The organism is Vibrio sp. NFR (genome assembly GCF_027587095.1).
GTDB lineage: Bacteria > Pseudomonadota > Gammaproteobacteria > Enterobacterales > Vibrionaceae > Vibrio > Vibrio harveyi.
This window is the reverse complement of sequence record NZ_JAPPTN010000002.1, coordinates 42,194-59,586: the sequence shown is the minus strand read 5'-3', so window position 1 is coordinate 59,586 and position 17,393 is coordinate 42,194. Positions and strand designations below refer to the sequence as shown.

Sequence of the window (17,393 nt, the reverse complement as noted above, 5' to 3'; positions counted from 1 at the left end):
AGAATGAGCAGGAACCGAATCTATTAGTTAGCAATGACTTGGTTCAGCTCTTTAATCATGGTTTGCGTCGATTGGTAGCCACCTGCGGTTAAGTACCAAGCCGCTGGGTCCATAAACAGCACGCGGTTGTTTTTCGCCGCTGGTGTCGACTTCACGAGATCGTTGTCGAACAGCTGTTTTGCTTTACCACTGCTCTGACCGATGGCTTGTTCGCGGTCAAGAATAAGCAGTACTTCAGGTTGGGCATCAGCGATGTATTCGAATGAAATCAGGTTGCCGTGAGTGCGTGGTACAGATTTCACGTTTTCAGAAGTCGAAGTCGCGAAGCCTGCTTCTTCATACACGAATGAGAAACGGCTATTGGTGCCAAACATCGCCAAGCTGTTACCACTGTTTGAGACCGTCAGTGCGCGTCGTGGTTGTTCTTCTACTTTTGCGTGAAGATGGTCGATTTGCTCTTGAACGTCTTCGATTAACTGCTCAGCTTGTTCTTCTTTGTCGAAGATGTCACCCAGCGTGCGCCAGTGTTCTTGGGTTGTTTTCCAGTAGTCGGTGGTGTCGATACGGAACATGTAAGTTGGTGCGATGTCGCTCAGATCTTTGTAGATATCTGCCATTCGACCTTCTGCGATGATCAGGTCTGGCTTGAGCATAAACAACGTCTCGAAGTTCACTTCTTTTACGCTACCCGTATTCACAAACGAGTCGATTTGGAATTTTTCAAGTGATTTTGGCAACAGTGTTTTTGGCATGCCGACAGGTGTTACACCCAAAGCATCAATGTAGTCTAAACTGCCGTAGCCTAGAACAACGACGCGTTGTGGAACGCCATCAATGTCTACTGTGCCCAAGCTGTGTTGGTAGGTTTTAGCCATTGCCCCGATAGGAGCCAATGCAAGCAGCAAAGCTCCCGTTGCTACGCGAAGAGAAGTTTTACCCAACATAATGATTTCCAAAAGGTGCGATGCAATCTCGCATTAGTGCCTTAAAAAACAAATAGTGCTTTAAAAAATAGAGCGCGAGATTAGTCGTAAAGCGGTATAACTAATTTGATTAAAATCAAATAAGAATGATTATTGATTGCAGACACATTAGCAGATAGTCTATATGCAGCAACAGAATTAGCGGAATAGTGAGTATTCAAAAAATGAATTTAGCTCAAGTCGACTTGAACTTATTGTTTATTCTCAAACACCTACTTGAAGAGAAGCATGTTTCCAACACAGCGGTATCGCTCAATATGAGCCAACCGTCGGTGAGCCGCTCTTTACAAAAACTCAGAAACTTGTTCAACGATGAGCTGTTAGTACGCACTGCACACGGCTACGAATTGACCCCAAAAGCCGAAGTGATCAAGCAAGATTTGAACACCGTTCTAACCGGGCTAGAAAAGCTGATGTACGGTCAGTCATTTGTACCTGAAAAGAGTAACGGGACGATCCGTTTTTACGGCTTGGTTCCACAGGTAATTTTCTTACTGCCACCGATTGTTTCGCGTATCCGTGAAGAAGCGCCGAACATGATTGTCGATATCGACTCCATCCCGAAGCGCCATTTCGATGCACTGATTGCAGGGGATGTACATTTTGTGCTCTCAACCGCCGAGCCGCCTAGCTCTGAGCAGAATTTGTACCGCATGAAAATTGCCAATCGCGACTACCGATTCCTGATGAGCGAAACCCATCCGCTTGCGCATGTTGAAGAGCTGACGGTAGAGATGCTGCTCGATTGCAATTTCGGTCAAATCTCACTTCAAGGAGGCAAAACGCTGTCGATTTATCATCGTTTTGTCGAGCTTGGTGTGGTGGATAAAAAGCGTCAATTATCGATTCCTGTCCAGCTTTCAAACTTCAATGCTGCACCAGCGATCGCAGAACAAACAGATGTGATTTTTCACTTGCCAACGCCCTTTGCGGAAGATGCTTGTCAAGGCAGAAAATTGATTACTAAAACCGTACCGAAAGCGATTCGAATGGACAGTGAATCGGTCTATTTGTACTGGCATAAGCGCTATCATAACGACCCGATGTGTAATTGGGTTAAGTCATTATTTAAAGAAATATATGGCTCAACTGAGAGTGAATGGTAAAGAAATTCATTATTCACATTTGACATAATCGTAATAACTTCGGCAAATGCTCGGTTGCTTGTCTTCGTTAAATAAAGGCTATTTAATGCGAACCATTATCATTATAAGTTCCATTAAAGTTTATAGGTTTTTACCATGTCGAAGACGACTCCGTTTGCGCCAAAACCATTAGCAGTGGTGATCGGTGCGCTATGTACTTCTTTTTCTGTCTTTGCTGATACAACGCCAATCGAAGCTGATGAGCAGCTTGTTGTAACAGCAACTCGTACCCAGATGGAGCTGAAAGACGCACCAGCTTCTATGTCGGTGATCACCGCTGAAGATATCGAAAACGATCCGGGCATCACGCTGGCAGACATCGTGTCTAATGCAACCAGCGTGGAGTCAGACTTCGACAGCACACGTGCCGGTCGTCAGCAAATTTCTATCCGTGGTATGGATTCTAAGTACACATTGATCATGGTAAATGGTCGTCGCATGAGTTCAGCAAGTGCGATTGTACGTGGTAACGACTTTGATCTTTCTGCGATCCCAATGGATTCAATTGAGCGAGTAGAGATCATCCGTGGTCCTATGTCGGCGCTTTATGGTTCAGACGGCATGGGCGGTACGATTAACATTATCACCAAGTCGCCAGACAACGATTGGAGCTCACAGCTTAGCCTAGATAACACATCGCCGAATGATGGCAATGGCGGTCAAGAATACACCGTAGGTTTGACTACATCTGGCGCTCTGATTGACGACACACTATTTGCTCGTTTTTCGGTTTCTCAAACTAGCCGCAATGCATGGCAGCCGTACACAGGAATTAAGAGCGTGAAAGGTCAAGATTACGACCGTTCAGAAATTACTGCTCTTGAAGGTCGTGACAGTTTGGCGATGTTCGGTACACTTTCTTGGCATTTGGCTGATAACCAATTCATCGATTTAGATCTTGGTTACAGCGATGATGAACGTGATACGGCGGCTGAAAGCGCAACGACTGTGCTTTACTCTGAATCTCACGTTAAACGTAACAGCCAAGCGTTATCGCACACTGGGTTTTGGTCTTGGGGTGATACGCAAGTTCGTTACTCACGTGAAAACGTAGAGAACATTGAAGCGGCAAACGATGGTGCTGATTCAATTGAAGAGCTGACACAAATCTTTGAGGCGTCAGCAACGACTTATCTAGGTGAAAGCCACACAGTAACCTTTGGTGTGGATTACCAAACTAGCCAACTTACGAACCCTGAGCATATTAAGGGCAACAAAGCAGAGGCATACCAAGGTGCCGTATTCGTTCAAGACCAATGGGAAATGACCGATACGTTGACGGCAACGATTGGTGGTCGTTTGGATAAGCACGAACACTACGGTGAAGAGTTCAGTCCGCGTGTGTACCTAGTACATCAAACAACGGATGATTTGGTATTGAAAGGTGGTGTGGGTAAAGCGTTTAAAGCACCAACCATGACGCAAAACCATCCAGACTTCTCGATGAACAGCTGTAAGGGCAACTGTAATATCGTAGGTAACGAAGATCTGGAAGCAGAAACCAGCGTTAACTATGAGTTCTCGGCATTGTACAGCGGTCGTAACTGGAACCTAGAAGGTGCGGTATTCCGTAACGAAATCGAAAACCTGATCGAACAAACGGATATCTTCTGTGAAGTGGGTACATGGTCGAGTGCGGTGATGAGCTGTATCGATGACAATGGTGACCCTATCGATCGTGAGTTGTCTAACCCGTACAAATCTTACCAAAACGTATCAAAAGCGGTAATTCAAGGTGTGGAGCTGACCGGTAGCATTCAGTTTACCGAGCAATGGGCGATGTCAGGTAACTACACTTATCTGGATACTGAAGATAAGTCGACAGGTGAAGAGTTGAACGAGCGTTACAAGCACTCTGCGTTTGCACGATTAAACTGGTACCCAACTCAAGATTTGAATCTGTTTGCTAGCGCGCGCTACCGAGGTGATCGTAAGATTGATTCAGAGTTAACTCAAGATGCTTACACCACAATGGATCTAGGCACGGTTTATCATGTGAGCGATGCGCTGCGTATTCGTGCGGGTATCACTAACCTGACTGACGAACGTGTATCTAAAGAACTAGAGAACATCGGCTATGTAGAAGCGCCACGTACTTACTACGTTGGTATGACGGCAGACTTCTAAGCTCTGGTGAGACACTGATTCGAACACATGGCGTTGCAGTATACTCTGCAACGCCTTTTTTGCTTTTAGGGATGAATGGGGAAAGGCAATGCTACAAACTTCTTGGTTATTTTGGGCGCTTATGTCAGCTGTGTTCGCAGCGATGACCGCAGTATTGACCAAACTGGGTGTCGCCAATATTAACTCAGACTTGGCGACCTTTATTCGTACCTGCGTCATCCTTGTTTTAGTCGGTTTGATTGCTTACGCGACTAAGCAATTCAGTGCCATAGGTGAGATCTCGACCAAAGGTATGGTGTTTTTGGTGCTGTCGGGTTTAGCAACCGGCGCATCATGGCTGTGTTACTTTCGCGCTATGTCATTGGGGCAAGCTTCTCAAGTTGCACCTATCGACAAGTTGAGTGTGGTGTTAGTTGCGATCTTCAGTGTGGTTTTGCTGGGAGAGAAGCTCAGTATGGTTAACTGGATGGGGATTGGCTTGATCACCGCTGGCGTGATTTTGGTAAGCCTGCAAAGTTCTTAGTTGAAACCTCCAGCATGGTTTGAAAATAACAGCGCCTACTTTGTTTAAGTGGGCGTTTTATTTTGATTTTCCAAGTATAAAACTGTCCAACTCATCACCCAGCAGAGACACAGCGCGGACGGCATTGTATATACCCAAGTAACCTCGAGATGCTAGGTTCAGCGAGAATGACTTGGTTTGTAGACGCGGCGACGATTTAAAGATCTAGTCACTCTAAATCAAGAATCGGCAACAAAGTATACAAGCCAAGACAGCTCGCCCTTCGGGAGCGTGTCATTGCCCCGCTTTCTGCGTCAAACAACTTGGAAAGAGCTGGCTATTACGCTGTGTTGTTTTCCTTGAACTCGAATCAATGACAACGCTCTGAATCCTGCATCTTGAAGTCACTTGGGTATATAATTAATTAGGATTGTTGCGTATTTGCTCAAGCTAATGTTGAAAAGCGTGTGATTTACCATCAATGAAAGTGATGGAGTAAAAGTTATCTGTTTTCTTCTCTGTAGCATCTTAGTAAAATCTGCGGGCAACTTGGGAGTATTACATGAGTTATAAACACACCTATTTAGCTTGGCAGGCACACAACGTTAGTGCTGAAGAGAAGCTGGTTCTTCTAAAACTGTCGGACATCGCAAGCGCAGATGGACAAGCATCGTTTGTCTTGCGTGATATTACACAAGAGTGTCTGTGCGAAGATTTCAAGTTAAGTAGCATCTTGTTTGCTTTATCGCAAAAAGGTTTGCTCGCGATGGGGCGAACCACACGCGAAGGCAGTGTAGAGAGACATTCATGTCAGCTCACATTAGACTCCGATTCTCAATCTGCGCCTCAACCATCGGTACAACAAGCCGCGCCAATGACAGAGAAACCGTCGATCACGACGTTAGAAGGAGCTGGCTTGCCGCAATGGGCAAATAAAACATGTGATTTCTATAAGGTTCCGGCAAGCTATAGAGACGATGTTTGGCGTGAATTTATTCGCCAAAATGGTCGGGGTAATGTCAACATTTCAAGGTTGGAGCGCAATTTTGAAAACTGGCTTGAAGAAAGTAAACGAACTGGGCGTTTAGAAAAACTAACCAGTAACCACCAAGCCGAAGAACCAGCAGCGCCAAATAGTTATCGAAACGTTGAAAGTAGCAGTCGTCCAAATAATGGTTATCTCAACTCCTACGATCTCGATGAAAACACAATTCCAAGCTGGGCAGAAAGAGAGCTGCACCACTCTGCTTTAGATATGGATTTACGTGTGTTCTGGAAAGAGTTCGTGTTGTACCAAAAAACGCAGGCAAACTTCATTGGTCCTGTTACCCAATTCGTCAACAAGTTAAGATATTCGATTAACTTGAAGAAGCAGTGGATGGAAAAAGATCGCCAAAAACAAGCGAGATATCAACAGCACAGCAGTGCTCGAGATAAGCATGTCAGCCCTTCTGAAGAATTTAGACAATTTTTGAGAGAGCAAGGCAAGAAACCATCCTTCTAATTGACCCAAAGAGATAGAAGCTATGAGCTATTCTAAAAAACCAAAAAAAGTGGACTTTTCGTCATTCGAAAGTCGACTTCGTGAACTTGGTATTGAAGCTAACGTGGATCACTTGAACAAAGATAAAGTATCTACCAGTCAATCTCTTACTGTGAAAAATGAACCTAGCGTAAGCTGGGAGCAACCCATTGTCACTGAACCACAGCCGACGTTTTCTGAGCAAGCGCTTGTCGTTACTCAAGAAGCGAGCGATCGATGCAATGAGGTGTTTGGTACGCTCTTTAGTATCTATGAATCAACATGGGTGCAAAGCTACGGTAAACGTCCAACAGGTCGCTTTTTGGATTTCGCGGATTCGCTTACAGATAAAGAGTTAGTGCGAATTATCCAGCACTGTCGCGAGCGTCTGCAATCGGGGGACCGATGGCCGCCAATTATGGGTGAATTGGTGGTATTGAAAGATTTACCAACGGAATCTGAGTTGGAGGATGCGTTAAACCGAGTCGTGGCACGCACGCCAAATGACGATATTGAATTGTGGTTAATGCAAAGCAAGTTCTACGAGCTACGTCGACTGCCTGAGCATCTGATTTTAAAGAAATTCCGTGAATACTACCGTCAGGCGATGAAATTGCTTGAGAAAGGAAAGCTCACGACAGCACCTATTGCTTTACCGACTCACTCGGTGAAAAGCATGACGGACTTAAAGCGTGAAGAATACGAACATGAGCACGGTAATAAGCTGCATCCTCGTATTCAAGCTATCTTAGACGCAAAGAAAAATAACGATTAATTTGTTCCTGCTTTAAAAAACAAAAAGACAAGCTAAGCAAAATTAACTTGTCTTTTTGTTTATCTATCCTTGCTATTGCTCTGAAGGCTGCTCAGTTGCAAAGCCTCGCAAGATATTGGTCAATGTAATTGTCGCGAATACCACAATCACTAACGACAAGTGCCACGCTTGGCTCAAACCGAGCTGCACGAGCGCCATACTGACCAAGGATGACACCACCATTTGACCACCGCCCGACATGGCAGCCGCCGCTCCTGCTTGCTTCTTGTATGGCTGCATAACCATGGCTTGAGCACAAGGTAGAGCGATCGCATTGCCTAAGATCATCAGCAGTTGACCAAGCATCAAATATAGCGGTTCGACTGGGCAAAAGAACAGCCACACTGCGGAGCTTAGGTGCAGGATAGGCGTCGCCAGTAGCATCTTCTTCGTGCCGATGATTGGGCGCACACGGTTACAAATACTGGTGCCGCAAATCATGCCAAATGCAGGAATCAGTGCCCACATCGCGTATTGATCAGATGTCATGCCAATTTGGTTTTGCATGATAAAAGGCATTACCGAAACAGTGGTGATCATCAAGCTGAAGTTAAGCCAACCGATACTGGCAAAACTCATGAAGTAACGAGAAGTCAACAGATCACGATATTGCAGCAGCATTTTTTTCGGTGATGGCAGTGGGGAGGTTTGTGTGATGGTCTCTTTAAAGCGCACCAATATAACAATCCAAGCTAGTGAGACGTAACCGAGCAGTGAAATAAACACCATGGTCCAGCCGAAGTGGGCGTTAATGAAGCCACCAATAACGGGGGCAACTAATGGTGTGATAGACGCAGCCATTGCGATGTAGGAAAGGGCGACAGGCAGCTCTGGTCCACTAAAGCGGTCACGGGTGGATGCACGAGCTAATACGGCGCAACAACCTGTTCCCAGACCTTGCAGAAAACGCCCCATCACCATACCAGTGAAGGTATTGCTGAAGAAGATGATCATCAGCAGGCCGAGCATAGCAATCAACAAGCCGGTCAGTAGGACTTTTTTACGACCTAGTGCATCAGATACTGGGCCGTAGATAAACTGAGAGGGACCGAATCCAAGTAAGTAAACACTTACCAATAGCTGAGCTTGGTCGAGGGAGATATCAAAGTCTTTCGCAATCCAAGGCAATGATGGAAACACCAAGCCCATGCTGAGTTGACCAACGCTGATGATCAAACAAGCTAGCAAGATGGTTTTAAATTCGAATGCTCGACTCATGACTTTTCACCATCACCGCGGCGACGTAGGCTTCCTTCTTCATCGAACTGATTCAGCTTGGCTTTCACCCGTTTTACCGTCGATAGGCTCACATCACATTGCTCTGCGACACTTTGGAGCGTGTTTCCTTCCAACAATAGCGTCGCGATGTGTTGATGTTTTGCTTTATCTGCCGGACGGCCTCGGAATTTCTGCTTCCACATCTGTGGATTGTCTTTGAGCGCCTTGCGACCTTGTTCCGCGGCAAATAGACGGTGTTGAGTTTGGACTTGCCCATAGCCAGAAAGCAGTGAGATCAAGGTTTGTGTTTGTACCGAACCTGGTTCAAAGGTCAACGGCTCACAAACCGTTTTTAGGGTGACGCCTTGATCAAGTAGAGCTTGTATTGTGTTTAATGCTTGGTTGAAATCGCGCCCAAACGCGGTTAGCCACCAAAGTACGACAGTGTCACCGGATTGAACGGTGTTGATGAGTTGCTGAAAAGCGTGTCGTTCTGCTGGTGGTGTGCAGCCACGTACTTTGTCTTCAAAGTGAACGGCTTTAGGGGCAAAAGTTCGCAGAGTGTTAAGCTGCTCAGGGTAAGCCCGGTTTTTTGGCGAGTGCCGCGTATAGAGAAAGGTAGCCATGGGTGCAATGCGTCTCTTGAGATTGGTTCATATACTGTAATGGTCCATAAATATACAGAGGTTCATTAGTAACCACAACACCAAATGAGCCATTGGCTCGAAATCTTAGAAGTAGAAGTAAAAGATGAGGGGCAAGAGAAAGAAGAAATGAGGAAATAAAAAAGCCAACCGCTTGGGTTGGCTTCTCTGGGATTAAGCTTTGGTTGTGCTGCGCTCTATCAATTTGACTGGCACCATCATCTTCACCAAGCTGCTGTTTTTATTGTTGATTTGATCAACGATAATTTTCACACACTCACGCGCTAGACGACGGAAGTCTTGGCGGAAAGTGGTCAGTTGGTAGCTCAACCATTCTGTTTGTGGAATGTTGTCGAAGCCGATGACTTTCAGATCTTGAGGGATACGAATACCACACTCAATACGTGCAATGTCCATTACCGCCATTGCAAGGTTGTCGGTTGCACAGAACACGGCTTCTGGACGATTCTCATCGGCTAGCATCGCACGTACTTTATCCAGCGAACTTGCGTAGTCGTAGCTCGCTTCAATAATTCGCGGCGTTTTGCCCGTTAAGTCTTCAAACTCAGCGCTGAAGCCACTTTGACGCTCGTCGTTGGTAAAGGTTGGCACTTCACCCGTCAGGTAAACCGCGTTTTTCACCCCGCTTTCGTGCAGCAGTTGTGCCGCTTGTTGGCCAGCTTCGTAGTTGTCACTGATAACGTAACTGCTCTTAGTGCCTTCTACGACGCGTGCATACTGAACGATAGGGATATTGAACTCTTCACACTCTTCATACAGTGATTTGTTGAAAGTAGCGGAAGCGGCAATGACACCATCTACACGGTATTGGAAGATGTTCGGGATTGAGTGGTTGTCTTCATCATCCACTTGCCATGGAATCAACACCGCTGAGTAGCCTTGCTTCTGCAATTCACTTGAAATCAATTGAAGTGTTTTCATGTGGATAGGGTAGTCCGCATCTGGGAATACCAAACCGATCAACTTAGATTCGTTGGTGGTCAAGCTACGTGCAAAAGCATTTGGACGGTAGTTTAGGGCTTTCGCGGCTTCGAAGACCTTTTGCTTGGTCTTTTCAGATACTGAGCTGCCCGGAACAAACACACGCGATACAGTAGATTGAGAAACGCCAGCCAGTTTGGCAACGTCCTTCGATGTTACGGTTTGTTTTGCAGGATTCATGTGAGTTGATTCATAAGTCAGTTTAACTGTGACTAGGTTAACACAAATAGGTACGTAGTCATAAAGAGAAATAAGCAAGATTTAAGTAAATAAAGGGTTAGATTGTCTTTGGTGGCGCAATTTGGGTAGTACCCAAGTCACATTTCATGTTTTGCATACGAAAAAAGCCTTACCCAAAAAAGGTAAGGCTTGCTCTTATTTCCCATTTCCACTAAATCGAATAAGTTACGTAACCGGAATAACTTATCTCATGGTTATCAGAAGTAGTAGCGAATACCTGCCGCGAATTGATCATCACGGTTTTCGAATTTGCTGCCATCGTACTGATCTTTACCTAGGTCGAACTGGTATTCAGTCCAAACTAGGAATTTGTTCTTCTGGAAGTGGTATTCAAGACCAGGAATCAGCAAGTTACGCTCGTAACCTTGCGTCTCGTCACCACGATCTTCCATGTAGTTGTAGTTCAACGTTGGGCGTAGGCCGTTGTCGAAGTGGTAGTAAGTGTAGATTTCGCCACCTAGGGTATCGAACATTACGTCCGTACCGCCTTGGCTCACTGCTTCCCAGTTTTCGCCAACGTGGAAAGTCGCACCCGCGTAGAAGCCACCGTTGCTGTAGTTTGCGCCCAATAGCATGATGCGCATGTTGTCGCCGTTTTCTACGCCAACCACGCTTGCGTCTAGATCTGCAACTTCATTTTGATGGTAAGCTGCACCCAGTGTTACGCCATCAACCGGTTTGTAAGTGATAGACGCACCCATGCCGTTTTTCAGTGAGGCTGTCGCATTGTTTGCTAGAGCAACATCTTCACGCGTGGTTTGGTAAGTAAAGCCGTAGCTCACTTTTTCATTAATTGAATTACGGTACGTAATTGAGTTTTCTGCACGACCAGCACCGGATGCGATACCCCAGTCAGCTAGGTTGTAAACACCTGAGCCACGAGTACCAAATACACGACCTAAATCGGTGTACCATGCTACGTCGTAGAAGGTAGACCACTGCTTAGTACCCGCAGCAATTTTGCCGTATTTTTCGTGCTCAACACCTGCGTATAGCAAACGGTCGTATATGTTGTCGCCGTTCGCGCCAGAGTTGTAGCCCCATTCCGCGTGACCGAAACCAGTCCAGCCGTTATCCAGACCCATTTGGCCTTTCAAACCGAAACGTGAGCTGCCGCTGTTCCATTCGCCATTGTCATCACCGCCACGGTCTTGGTAGCGAAGATCGAAACGGCCATCGATGGTTAGGCTGTCGCCAGCGTCATTAACAAAAGTGTGTGCAGCAAAGGCTGAGCTAGAAGTAAGCGCTGCTAAAATCACTGCAGAAAGGGTCGACTTTTTCATCATCAATCTCATTATTCAGGGCGCAGAAAGCCACCGTGCGTTCATGCCCGTTTTGAATAAGGGTTCTATCTTGAGGTTGTGCCCCATCCTTGAGGCACGAGTTGGGAGCATGTCACCTGAACCGAGAGGGGATTCAGGCAACATAAAGGCGGGTTGACAATCCGCCCCTAGGACTTCTTATAGAGAAGGGTTTAGGATCTGTTGAGTACGCTCGAACACGTCTAGACCTTGCTGTTTTAGCCAGTAAGGAAGGTCGATCAGTACCCAGTTCTCAGATAGCTTGTCGCCGTCACGGTAGTAAACGTCAACCACTTGCATGTCTGCACGTACTTCACCACCTGTCATACCTAGGAAACCACCGATTGGCGTGTTAGATAGGTTTGGCCAGCCGAAGAAACAAGAGAAGTTACCTTCTGCGAAACGACATACGTGGCCGTTAAACTTCTTGTCTTTCAGGTTGTTACGGAACGGCAATTGGTGCTGCTGTTGGTAACGAGGAATTGTGTAAGACGCACCGATACCACATGGACCGTACCAGATCATGTCTTTAGACCAGCTCTTCTCAAGAACTTCTGGTGGGCAGCCCATAGCGCCGCTGTCGTTTAGTGCAGATAGGTCATCAACCATCTTGTTCACTAGTGCTAGTGTTGCTACGCCTTCTTCTGGTGCTGCGTCTTCGAACAGTAGACCGTCGTGGTTACGAGGACCAGGGTATACGAAGTGCTTACCTGTTGATGGTGGTAGTGGGTAACAACCTGCTTGGTCCATCGCGCCTAGAAGGTCTAGGAATATGCCAGTCTTAGTGATCTTGCCGTTTTCAACACAGTTAAATTCTGCGTAACGGATGTTCATGATTTTGCCAGTTGGGCGCATGCCTAGGTATTCAGCGTCGAATAGACCCATGAAGTGACCCATGCTCATTACCCAGATTTCACCTGATGTTACTTCGTTCTCACCACCGATGAAGATGTCTTGACGACGCTGCATGCGAGTCATTGATTTCATCAAAGGAGCCCAGAAAACGTCAGCTGCTGCTTGAGCGCCTTGTTGCTCACGGAATGGGTAAACACCACGCCATAGGTAATCTTCTGAAGTGTGTGCTTTTAGTACTTCTGCCACGTTCTCGTGAGTTGCGTTTTCCATTGCGCTGAAGTATTCACGTACAACGCGTTTCGCTTCTTGATATTTAGACATAATAAACTCTCTTATTTGCTGTCGAGTCGGCTTTGGGAACAGGACTCGAAATTAAGTTTTTTCATCCGGCCGGGGAGCCAGCCGGAGTTTTTGAAATTCAGTTACGCTTTTGCTGCTTCGGCTTTTTTGCTCTTATCGAACACGCCGCCTTTTAGTGTCTCTGGCAGTGATAGCCATAGAAGACCAGCAAGGATCCATACGATTGGTGAACCCCACATTGCGGTTTGTAGGTCGGTACGCTCTTGGATGAAGATAAGTACCATTGGTGCCCACATACCGAGGATACGACCACCGTGGAATAGCGCCGCGCCGTAGCTACGTAGGTGTGCTGGGAACAGTTCTGAGAAGTAACCACCCCATACCGCTGAAGAAGACAGGCCGAAGTTGTAAATCAGACCAAGTAGAGCCAGCATGTTTAGGCCGCCAATCACCATGTCGCCAGGTGCAACAAAGAAGATTGAAACCATGATGCCCGCTAGGATGAAGCCAAACGCGTTCACCTTACGACCGAATTTGTCAGCTACCCAACCCCAGAACCACGCACCAAACAGTGAACCAAATGCTGAGATAGAGAAGATGAGACCGATGGTTGCACCGTCGAACATACGTACATCACGTAGGTATGTGGTTACGAAGCCACCAAAGAATTGGAAACCGTAGAAGTTAAGGCCAGCCAGTAATAGACACGTTAGTGTGATCTTACGGTAAGGCTTGCTTAGCATTTCGCCCCAAGAGCCTTTTTTCGCTGGTGCATTTGATTCTTCTACTTTTGCTTGCTCTTCTTCACCGTAAGCGATCACTTTGCTGTCGCTAGGTAGTACAAAGATCATGACCACAGCGGCTGCCAATGGTGGGATACCACCTACAAGCATTAGGCTTTCCCATGGTGCATCAATGCTTGCAATAAACGCTGCATAGGCACCCATTACCATCAGTGCTACAGAGAACATAGAAGACGCGAATGCCGTCAACTTACCACGTACCGTTGGCGTAAATAGGCCGATCATTAGGCTTACTGCCACGGTGAAGTAACCACCCAGTGACAAACCAATGATGAAACGCATTGCTGCCCATGTTGCGTAGTCGGTGAACATCATATTGATGATCGTTGCGCCACCGTTTAGGGCTGTGATGGTAATAAGAGTGGATTTCTTACCAAATTTTGTTGCGAACCAAGCACAGCTCAATGCACCGATAAGTGCACCAACCGACTGCCATGTATAGAACTGGGCAGTGTCTGACAGGCTAATACCATCATACGCTTCAACAATGTATGGGCGTACGTAGTCAATAATTACAAAGTTATAACAATAGAAAAAGTAACCAACCAGTATCGCTAGATAGGCAGCTACCCTTTGAATCATAGGAACTTCGCTCATGTGTCTTTTGGCATTCATGACCGATAAACCTCTATTTCACTTAGGATTTGTTGCTATTCAAACTTAATGAACACGATCTTATTTGGATCATCTTCGATTTCGTGTCGGGGTGAATCATAGTTTTTTTAAGGTTATTAGATCCGTGATCAAAATCAATTTTAAAATGAATGCGTACCCATTTTGTGGGTTTTAGTGACAAGGATCTCACTAATCGGCGTTTTTGGCGATTTTGAATATATTTTCGCCTATATTGGTGATAATAATCACACTTACAGTGGGATTGTCGTTTAAAAATGCCTTTTTACAGTAATATCTGGGCATAATAATTAGCTACCCAGAATTAGGAAAACCTTAAAATGGTTGCGTACTCAAATTTTGTGGTGATTGCGTTATATGTAGCAATTACCATACTAATCAGCTATTTAGTGAATAAGCGCTACAGCAATGGTGGCGACTTTTCCACGGGTGGAAAGCAATTTGGCTGGTTTACGGCAGGTGTTTCGATACTTGCGACTTACATTAGTGCGATGACGTTTGTAGGGATGCCTGGTTGGGTTTATAGCTCTGGCATGGAAGCGATGAGTATTCACCTTAACTATCCCATCGTTATTTTTTTCACTGTCATTTTCTTTGTACCTGTCTTCTATAAGCTGGGTCTGACTTCGATTTATGAATACCTTGAGCACCGCTTTGGGGTGTATGCAAGAACCATCAACTCGATTGTGTTCATTGTGGTTCAATGTATCTCTGCGGGTGTGATTTTGTATGCCGTGGCGCTGATCTTAGTGCAAGTTCTGCCTATCAGTATTTCTGAAGCCATTATCTACATTAGTATTTTCACTGCTTGCTATACCTATGCGGGCGGGATTTCCACGGTTATCTGGACCGATATGTTGCAATCTGCAGTATTGGTTGCGGGCAGCATCGCTATCTTTGCCATTCTAATGACAGAGATTAATGCGGCAGATTACCTTTCTCGTGATCACCTGAATATCATCAATTTAGACTTTGATTTGGGCGTGGATACCACACTCTGGGCAGGCGTGGTTGCCGTGAGCTTTTTGCATTTGAGTGTATACGGCACCAACCAATTGATCATCCAACGCACGTTAGCGACGAGATGTGAAAAGACGGCGCAGAAGTCAATGCTGTTGTGTGGTTACGGTGCGTTTTTCGTGTACTTGTTCTTCGCTGTACTTGGTGTTCTCCTGAGTGTTTTCTATCAAGATCAATCGTTTGAAAACAGCAACGAAGTGATTTTGGATTTCGTTTTCAACCACACTAACCCAATTGTGGTTGGTTTGATCATTTCCGCATTGGCAGCGGCTGCAATGTCGACCTTGGATTCAACCTACAACTCGATGGCGACCGTCGCGACGTTCGATATCTACAAGCGTTTCGTTCGCAAAAGTGCCGATGATGAGCACTACGAAAAAGTCGCAAGGAAGATGAGTTTGCTCGCGGCAGCCATGGTGGTAGTGCCAGCTCTTCTCGCGGTATCAAATGAATCGGTACTCAAAACCATCGCTAGTCTGACTTCTATTTTTGTTGGTATCCGCTTGGGTTCATTCGTGCTTGGTTTATTCTGGGCGAAAGCCAATGAGAAAGGCGTGATCGTCGGTAGTATCATGAGTGTGATTGCGGTGTTTACTGCGATGTATCTCGACGTGGCTTGGCCGTGGTTCGCGCCAATTGGTACGTTTGTCTTCCTTTTGTTTGGTGTGTTAGTGAGCCGTCGTTGGGGCGCTGTGACTGCCGAGCAACAAATTTTTATCAATAATCAAAAACATCTTTTTGCAAAGCCAACCGCAAGCCATTACGGGCTGTTGGTGTTCGCTGTGGCGACCATTGCTGCTTGTATGGTTCTCCCTGATTGGCTTTATGCTGCATTGTCGTAATAGGTAAGTTTATGCTGTCCATCTTTGATATTTACAAGATTGGTGTGGGCCCTTCTAGCTCTCACACCAATGGTCCAATGATCGCGGGTTACCACTTCACTCGTTTGATTGAATCGAACTTGGCAAAAGTGGTTCGTATTCAAGTCGATTTATACGGCTCACTCTCGTTAACGGGGATTGGTCACCATACTGACCGTGCAACGATTTTAGGTCTATTGGGTAACAAACCAGATACCATCAAAATCGCTTCTGCGAACAAAGCGATGCGCAAGGCGATTGAAGAGGGCATGATGTCTGTCGATGGCCGTCATGAAATCGAATTCAGCTACAAAACGGACATGTTGTTCCACGAAGAGAACCTTCCTCTGCATGAGAATGGCATGACGATTACTGCGTTAGATGCGCATGGCAATCAGGTTGGGTTTGAAACTTACTACTCTATCGGTGGTGGTTTCATAGCAACGGCGGATGAACTGCAAAATGGCAGTGCGACTGCTCCCGTAGAAGTTGAGTTTCCATTCTCCAGTGCGGACGAAATGTTGGCACAAGCAGAGAAGAATGGCATGAGCCTCGGTGGCATGATTCTGAAAAACGAACAAGCGTTTCAGGATATGGAAGCCATTAATCAACGCGCAGAACAGATCTGGCGTGTGATGACGCGTTGCATGGAGCGTGGTTTCGAGACAGAAGGTATCTTGGACGGCGGCTTGAACGTGACCCGCCGTGCGCCAAACTTGCTGAAGAAACTTGAAGCAAATGCAGCAATCGAAAACGATCCAATGGAAATCATGGATTGGATTAACCTGTTTGCTTTTGCTGTGAGTGAAGAAAACGCCGCTGGTGGACAAGTCGTAACGTCTCCAACTAATGGTGCAGCAGGTGTGATTCCGGCGGTATTGATGTACTACCATCGCTTCATCAAAGAGCTTGATACCAAACAGCTTAAAGACTTCCTTGCTGTATCCGGTGCGATTGGCATTTTGTACAAAACTAATGCGTCTATCTCGGGCGCTGAAGTAGGTTGTCAGGGCGAAGTTGGCGTGTCTTCCTCTATGGCGGCAGCTGGCCTGACCGCGCTACGTGGTGGCAGCAATGAGCAGATTTGTATTGCGGCTGAGATTGCCATGGAGCACTCACTAGGCATGACTTGTGACCCAATCGGTGGCTTAGTGCAAGTACCGTGTATTGAGCGTAATGCAATGGGCGCAATGAAAGCGATCAATGCTTCTCGCATGGCATTAAAGCGTAATAGTAAATGTTTGATCTCGTTAGATAAGGTGATTGAAACCATGTATCAGACGGGCAAAGACATGAACAAGAAATACCGCGAAACGTCACTGGGTGGATTGGCTTTGATTCACCTAGCACCGCCTTGCGAATAATGAGTTAAGCAAGTCTAACCAACAAAAAAGCCGATGCACTGAGAAGCATCGGCTTTGTTT

General features: G+C 46.1%; 14 protein-coding genes. 7 read left to right on the top strand and 7 right to left on the bottom strand.

What is annotated here, in order from left to right; translation table 11 throughout:
- Nucleotides 1-23: 23 nt before the first annotated feature.
- Complete coding sequence (locus tag OH463_RS03840) at nucleotides 24-944, bottom strand: siderophore ABC transporter substrate-binding protein (RefSeq protein WP_038898035.1); 921 nt, start codon at nucleotides 942-944, stop codon at nucleotides 24-26.
- 203 nt (nucleotides 945-1,147) lie between these two features.
- Here OH463_RS03840 and OH463_RS03835 point away from each other — a divergent pair, with 203 nt between their 5' ends.
- From OH463_RS03835 to OH463_RS03815, 5 genes are all read left to right on the top strand, one after another.
- Complete coding sequence (locus tag OH463_RS03835) at nucleotides 1,148-2,089, top strand: LysR family transcriptional regulator (protein WP_005429183.1); 942 nt, start codon at nucleotides 1,148-1,150, stop codon at nucleotides 2,087-2,089.
- Between the two features lie 135 nt (nucleotides 2,090-2,224).
- A complete protein-coding gene (locus tag OH463_RS03830; RefSeq protein WP_269990577.1) occupies nucleotides 2,225-4,255 on the top strand; it encodes a TonB-dependent receptor domain-containing protein in 2,031 nt (676 codons plus the stop codon).
- 88 nt (nucleotides 4,256-4,343) lie between these two features.
- Nucleotides 4,344-4,778, top strand: coding sequence for an EamA family transporter (locus OH463_RS03825; RefSeq protein WP_005449610.1), 435 nt, complete (start codon nucleotides 4,344-4,346; stop codon nucleotides 4,776-4,778).
- A gap of 541 nt (nucleotides 4,779-5,319) precedes the next feature.
- Entirely contained in the window at nucleotides 5,320-6,261 is a 942-nt protein-coding gene (locus OH463_RS03820) for a hypothetical protein (protein ID WP_269990575.1), read from the top strand.
- Nucleotides 6,262-6,283: 22 nt separating this feature from the next.
- Nucleotides 6,284-7,054: a hypothetical protein gene (locus OH463_RS03815; protein WP_005449606.1), complete on the top strand. Its 771-nt coding sequence runs from the start codon at nucleotides 6,284-6,286 to the stop codon at nucleotides 7,052-7,054.
- A gap of 72 nt (nucleotides 7,055-7,126) precedes the next feature.
- Here OH463_RS03815 and OH463_RS03810 read toward each other — a convergent pair whose 3' ends face one another.
- The 6 genes from OH463_RS03810 to OH463_RS03785 all read right to left on the bottom strand — a co-directional run bounded on the left by OH463_RS03810 (nucleotide 7,127) and on the right by OH463_RS03785 (nucleotide 14,071).
- Entirely contained in the window at nucleotides 7,127-8,311 is a 1,185-nt protein-coding gene (locus tag OH463_RS03810) for a multidrug effflux MFS transporter (RefSeq protein WP_005449604.1), read from the bottom strand.
- A complete protein-coding gene (locus tag OH463_RS03805) occupies nucleotides 8,308-8,937 on the bottom strand; it encodes a recombinase family protein (protein ID WP_045485812.1) in 630 nt (209 codons plus the stop codon). The genes OH463_RS03810 and OH463_RS03805 overlap by 4 nt, the downstream gene beginning before the upstream one ends.
- A 192-nt stretch (nucleotides 8,938-9,129) precedes the next feature.
- On the bottom strand, nucleotides 9,130-10,137 hold the full coding sequence (locus tag OH463_RS03800) for a LacI family DNA-binding transcriptional regulator (RefSeq protein ID WP_029788709.1): 1,008 nt from the start codon (nucleotides 10,135-10,137) through the stop codon (nucleotides 9,130-9,132).
- 257 nt (nucleotides 10,138-10,394) lie between these two features.
- The gene (locus OH463_RS03795; RefSeq protein ID WP_029788710.1) at nucleotides 10,395-11,480 is read right to left on the bottom strand and encodes a porin; all 1,086 of its coding nucleotides are present in this window, start codon (nucleotides 11,478-11,480) and stop codon (nucleotides 10,395-10,397) included.
- 177 nt (nucleotides 11,481-11,657) lie between these two features.
- Nucleotides 11,658-12,674, bottom strand: a complete 1,017-nt coding sequence (locus tag OH463_RS03790; protein WP_009695897.1) for an ester cyclase — start codon at nucleotides 12,672-12,674, stop codon at nucleotides 11,658-11,660.
- Between the two features lie 101 nt (nucleotides 12,675-12,775).
- The gene (locus OH463_RS03785) at nucleotides 12,776-14,071 is read right to left on the bottom strand and encodes an MFS transporter (protein WP_045390635.1); all 1,296 of its coding nucleotides are present in this window, start codon (nucleotides 14,069-14,071) and stop codon (nucleotides 12,776-12,778) included.
- A 338-nt stretch (nucleotides 14,072-14,409) separates the two neighbouring features.
- On the opposite strand from OH463_RS03785, the gene OH463_RS03780 reads away from it, so the two are divergent.
- On the top strand, nucleotides 14,410-15,951 hold the full coding sequence (locus OH463_RS03780) for a sodium:solute symporter (RefSeq protein WP_269990572.1): 1,542 nt from the start codon (nucleotides 14,410-14,412) through the stop codon (nucleotides 15,949-15,951).
- An 11-nt stretch (nucleotides 15,952-15,962) separates the two neighbouring features.
- Entirely contained in the window at nucleotides 15,963-17,333 is a 1,371-nt protein-coding gene (locus tag OH463_RS03775) for an L-serine ammonia-lyase (protein ID WP_085319697.1), read from the top strand.
- Nucleotides 17,334-17,393 lie beyond the last annotated feature (60 nt).

Coding starts and splice junctions, on each gene's coding strand:
- OH463_RS03840 (WP_038898035.1), bottom strand. CDS start 944: ATGTTGGGTAAAACTTCTCTTCGCGTAGCAACGGGAGCTTTGCTGCTT.
- OH463_RS03835 (WP_005429183.1), top strand. CDS start 1,148: ATGAATTTAGCTCAAGTCGACTTGAACTTATTGTTTATTCTCAAACAC.
- OH463_RS03830 (WP_269990577.1), top strand. CDS start 2,225: ATGTCGAAGACGACTCCGTTTGCGCCAAAACCATTAGCAGTGGTGATC.
- OH463_RS03825 (WP_005449610.1), top strand. CDS start 4,344: ATGCTACAAACTTCTTGGTTATTTTGGGCGCTTATGTCAGCTGTGTTC.
- OH463_RS03820 (WP_269990575.1), top strand. CDS start 5,320: ATGAGTTATAAACACACCTATTTAGCTTGGCAGGCACACAACGTTAGT.
- OH463_RS03815 (WP_005449606.1), top strand. CDS start 6,284: ATGAGCTATTCTAAAAAACCAAAAAAAGTGGACTTTTCGTCATTCGAA.
- OH463_RS03810 (WP_005449604.1), bottom strand. CDS start 8,311: ATGAGTCGAGCATTCGAATTTAAAACCATCTTGCTAGCTTGTTTGATC.
- OH463_RS03805 (WP_045485812.1), bottom strand. CDS start 8,937: ATGGCTACCTTTCTCTATACGCGGCACTCGCCAAAAAACCGGGCTTAC.
- OH463_RS03800 (WP_029788709.1), bottom strand. CDS start 10,137: ATGAATCCTGCAAAACAAACCGTAACATCGAAGGACGTTGCCAAACTG.
- OH463_RS03795 (WP_029788710.1), bottom strand. CDS start 11,480: ATGAAAAAGTCGACCCTTTCTGCAGTGATTTTAGCAGCGCTTACTTCT.
- OH463_RS03790 (WP_009695897.1), bottom strand. CDS start 12,674: ATGTCTAAATATCAAGAAGCGAAACGCGTTGTACGTGAATACTTCAGC.
- OH463_RS03785 (WP_045390635.1), bottom strand. CDS start 14,071: ATGAATGCCAAAAGACACATGAGCGAAGTTCCTATGATTCAAAGGGTA.
- OH463_RS03780 (WP_269990572.1), top strand. CDS start 14,410: ATGGTTGCGTACTCAAATTTTGTGGTGATTGCGTTATATGTAGCAATT.
- OH463_RS03775 (WP_085319697.1), top strand. CDS start 15,963: ATGCTGTCCATCTTTGATATTTACAAGATTGGTGTGGGCCCTTCTAGC.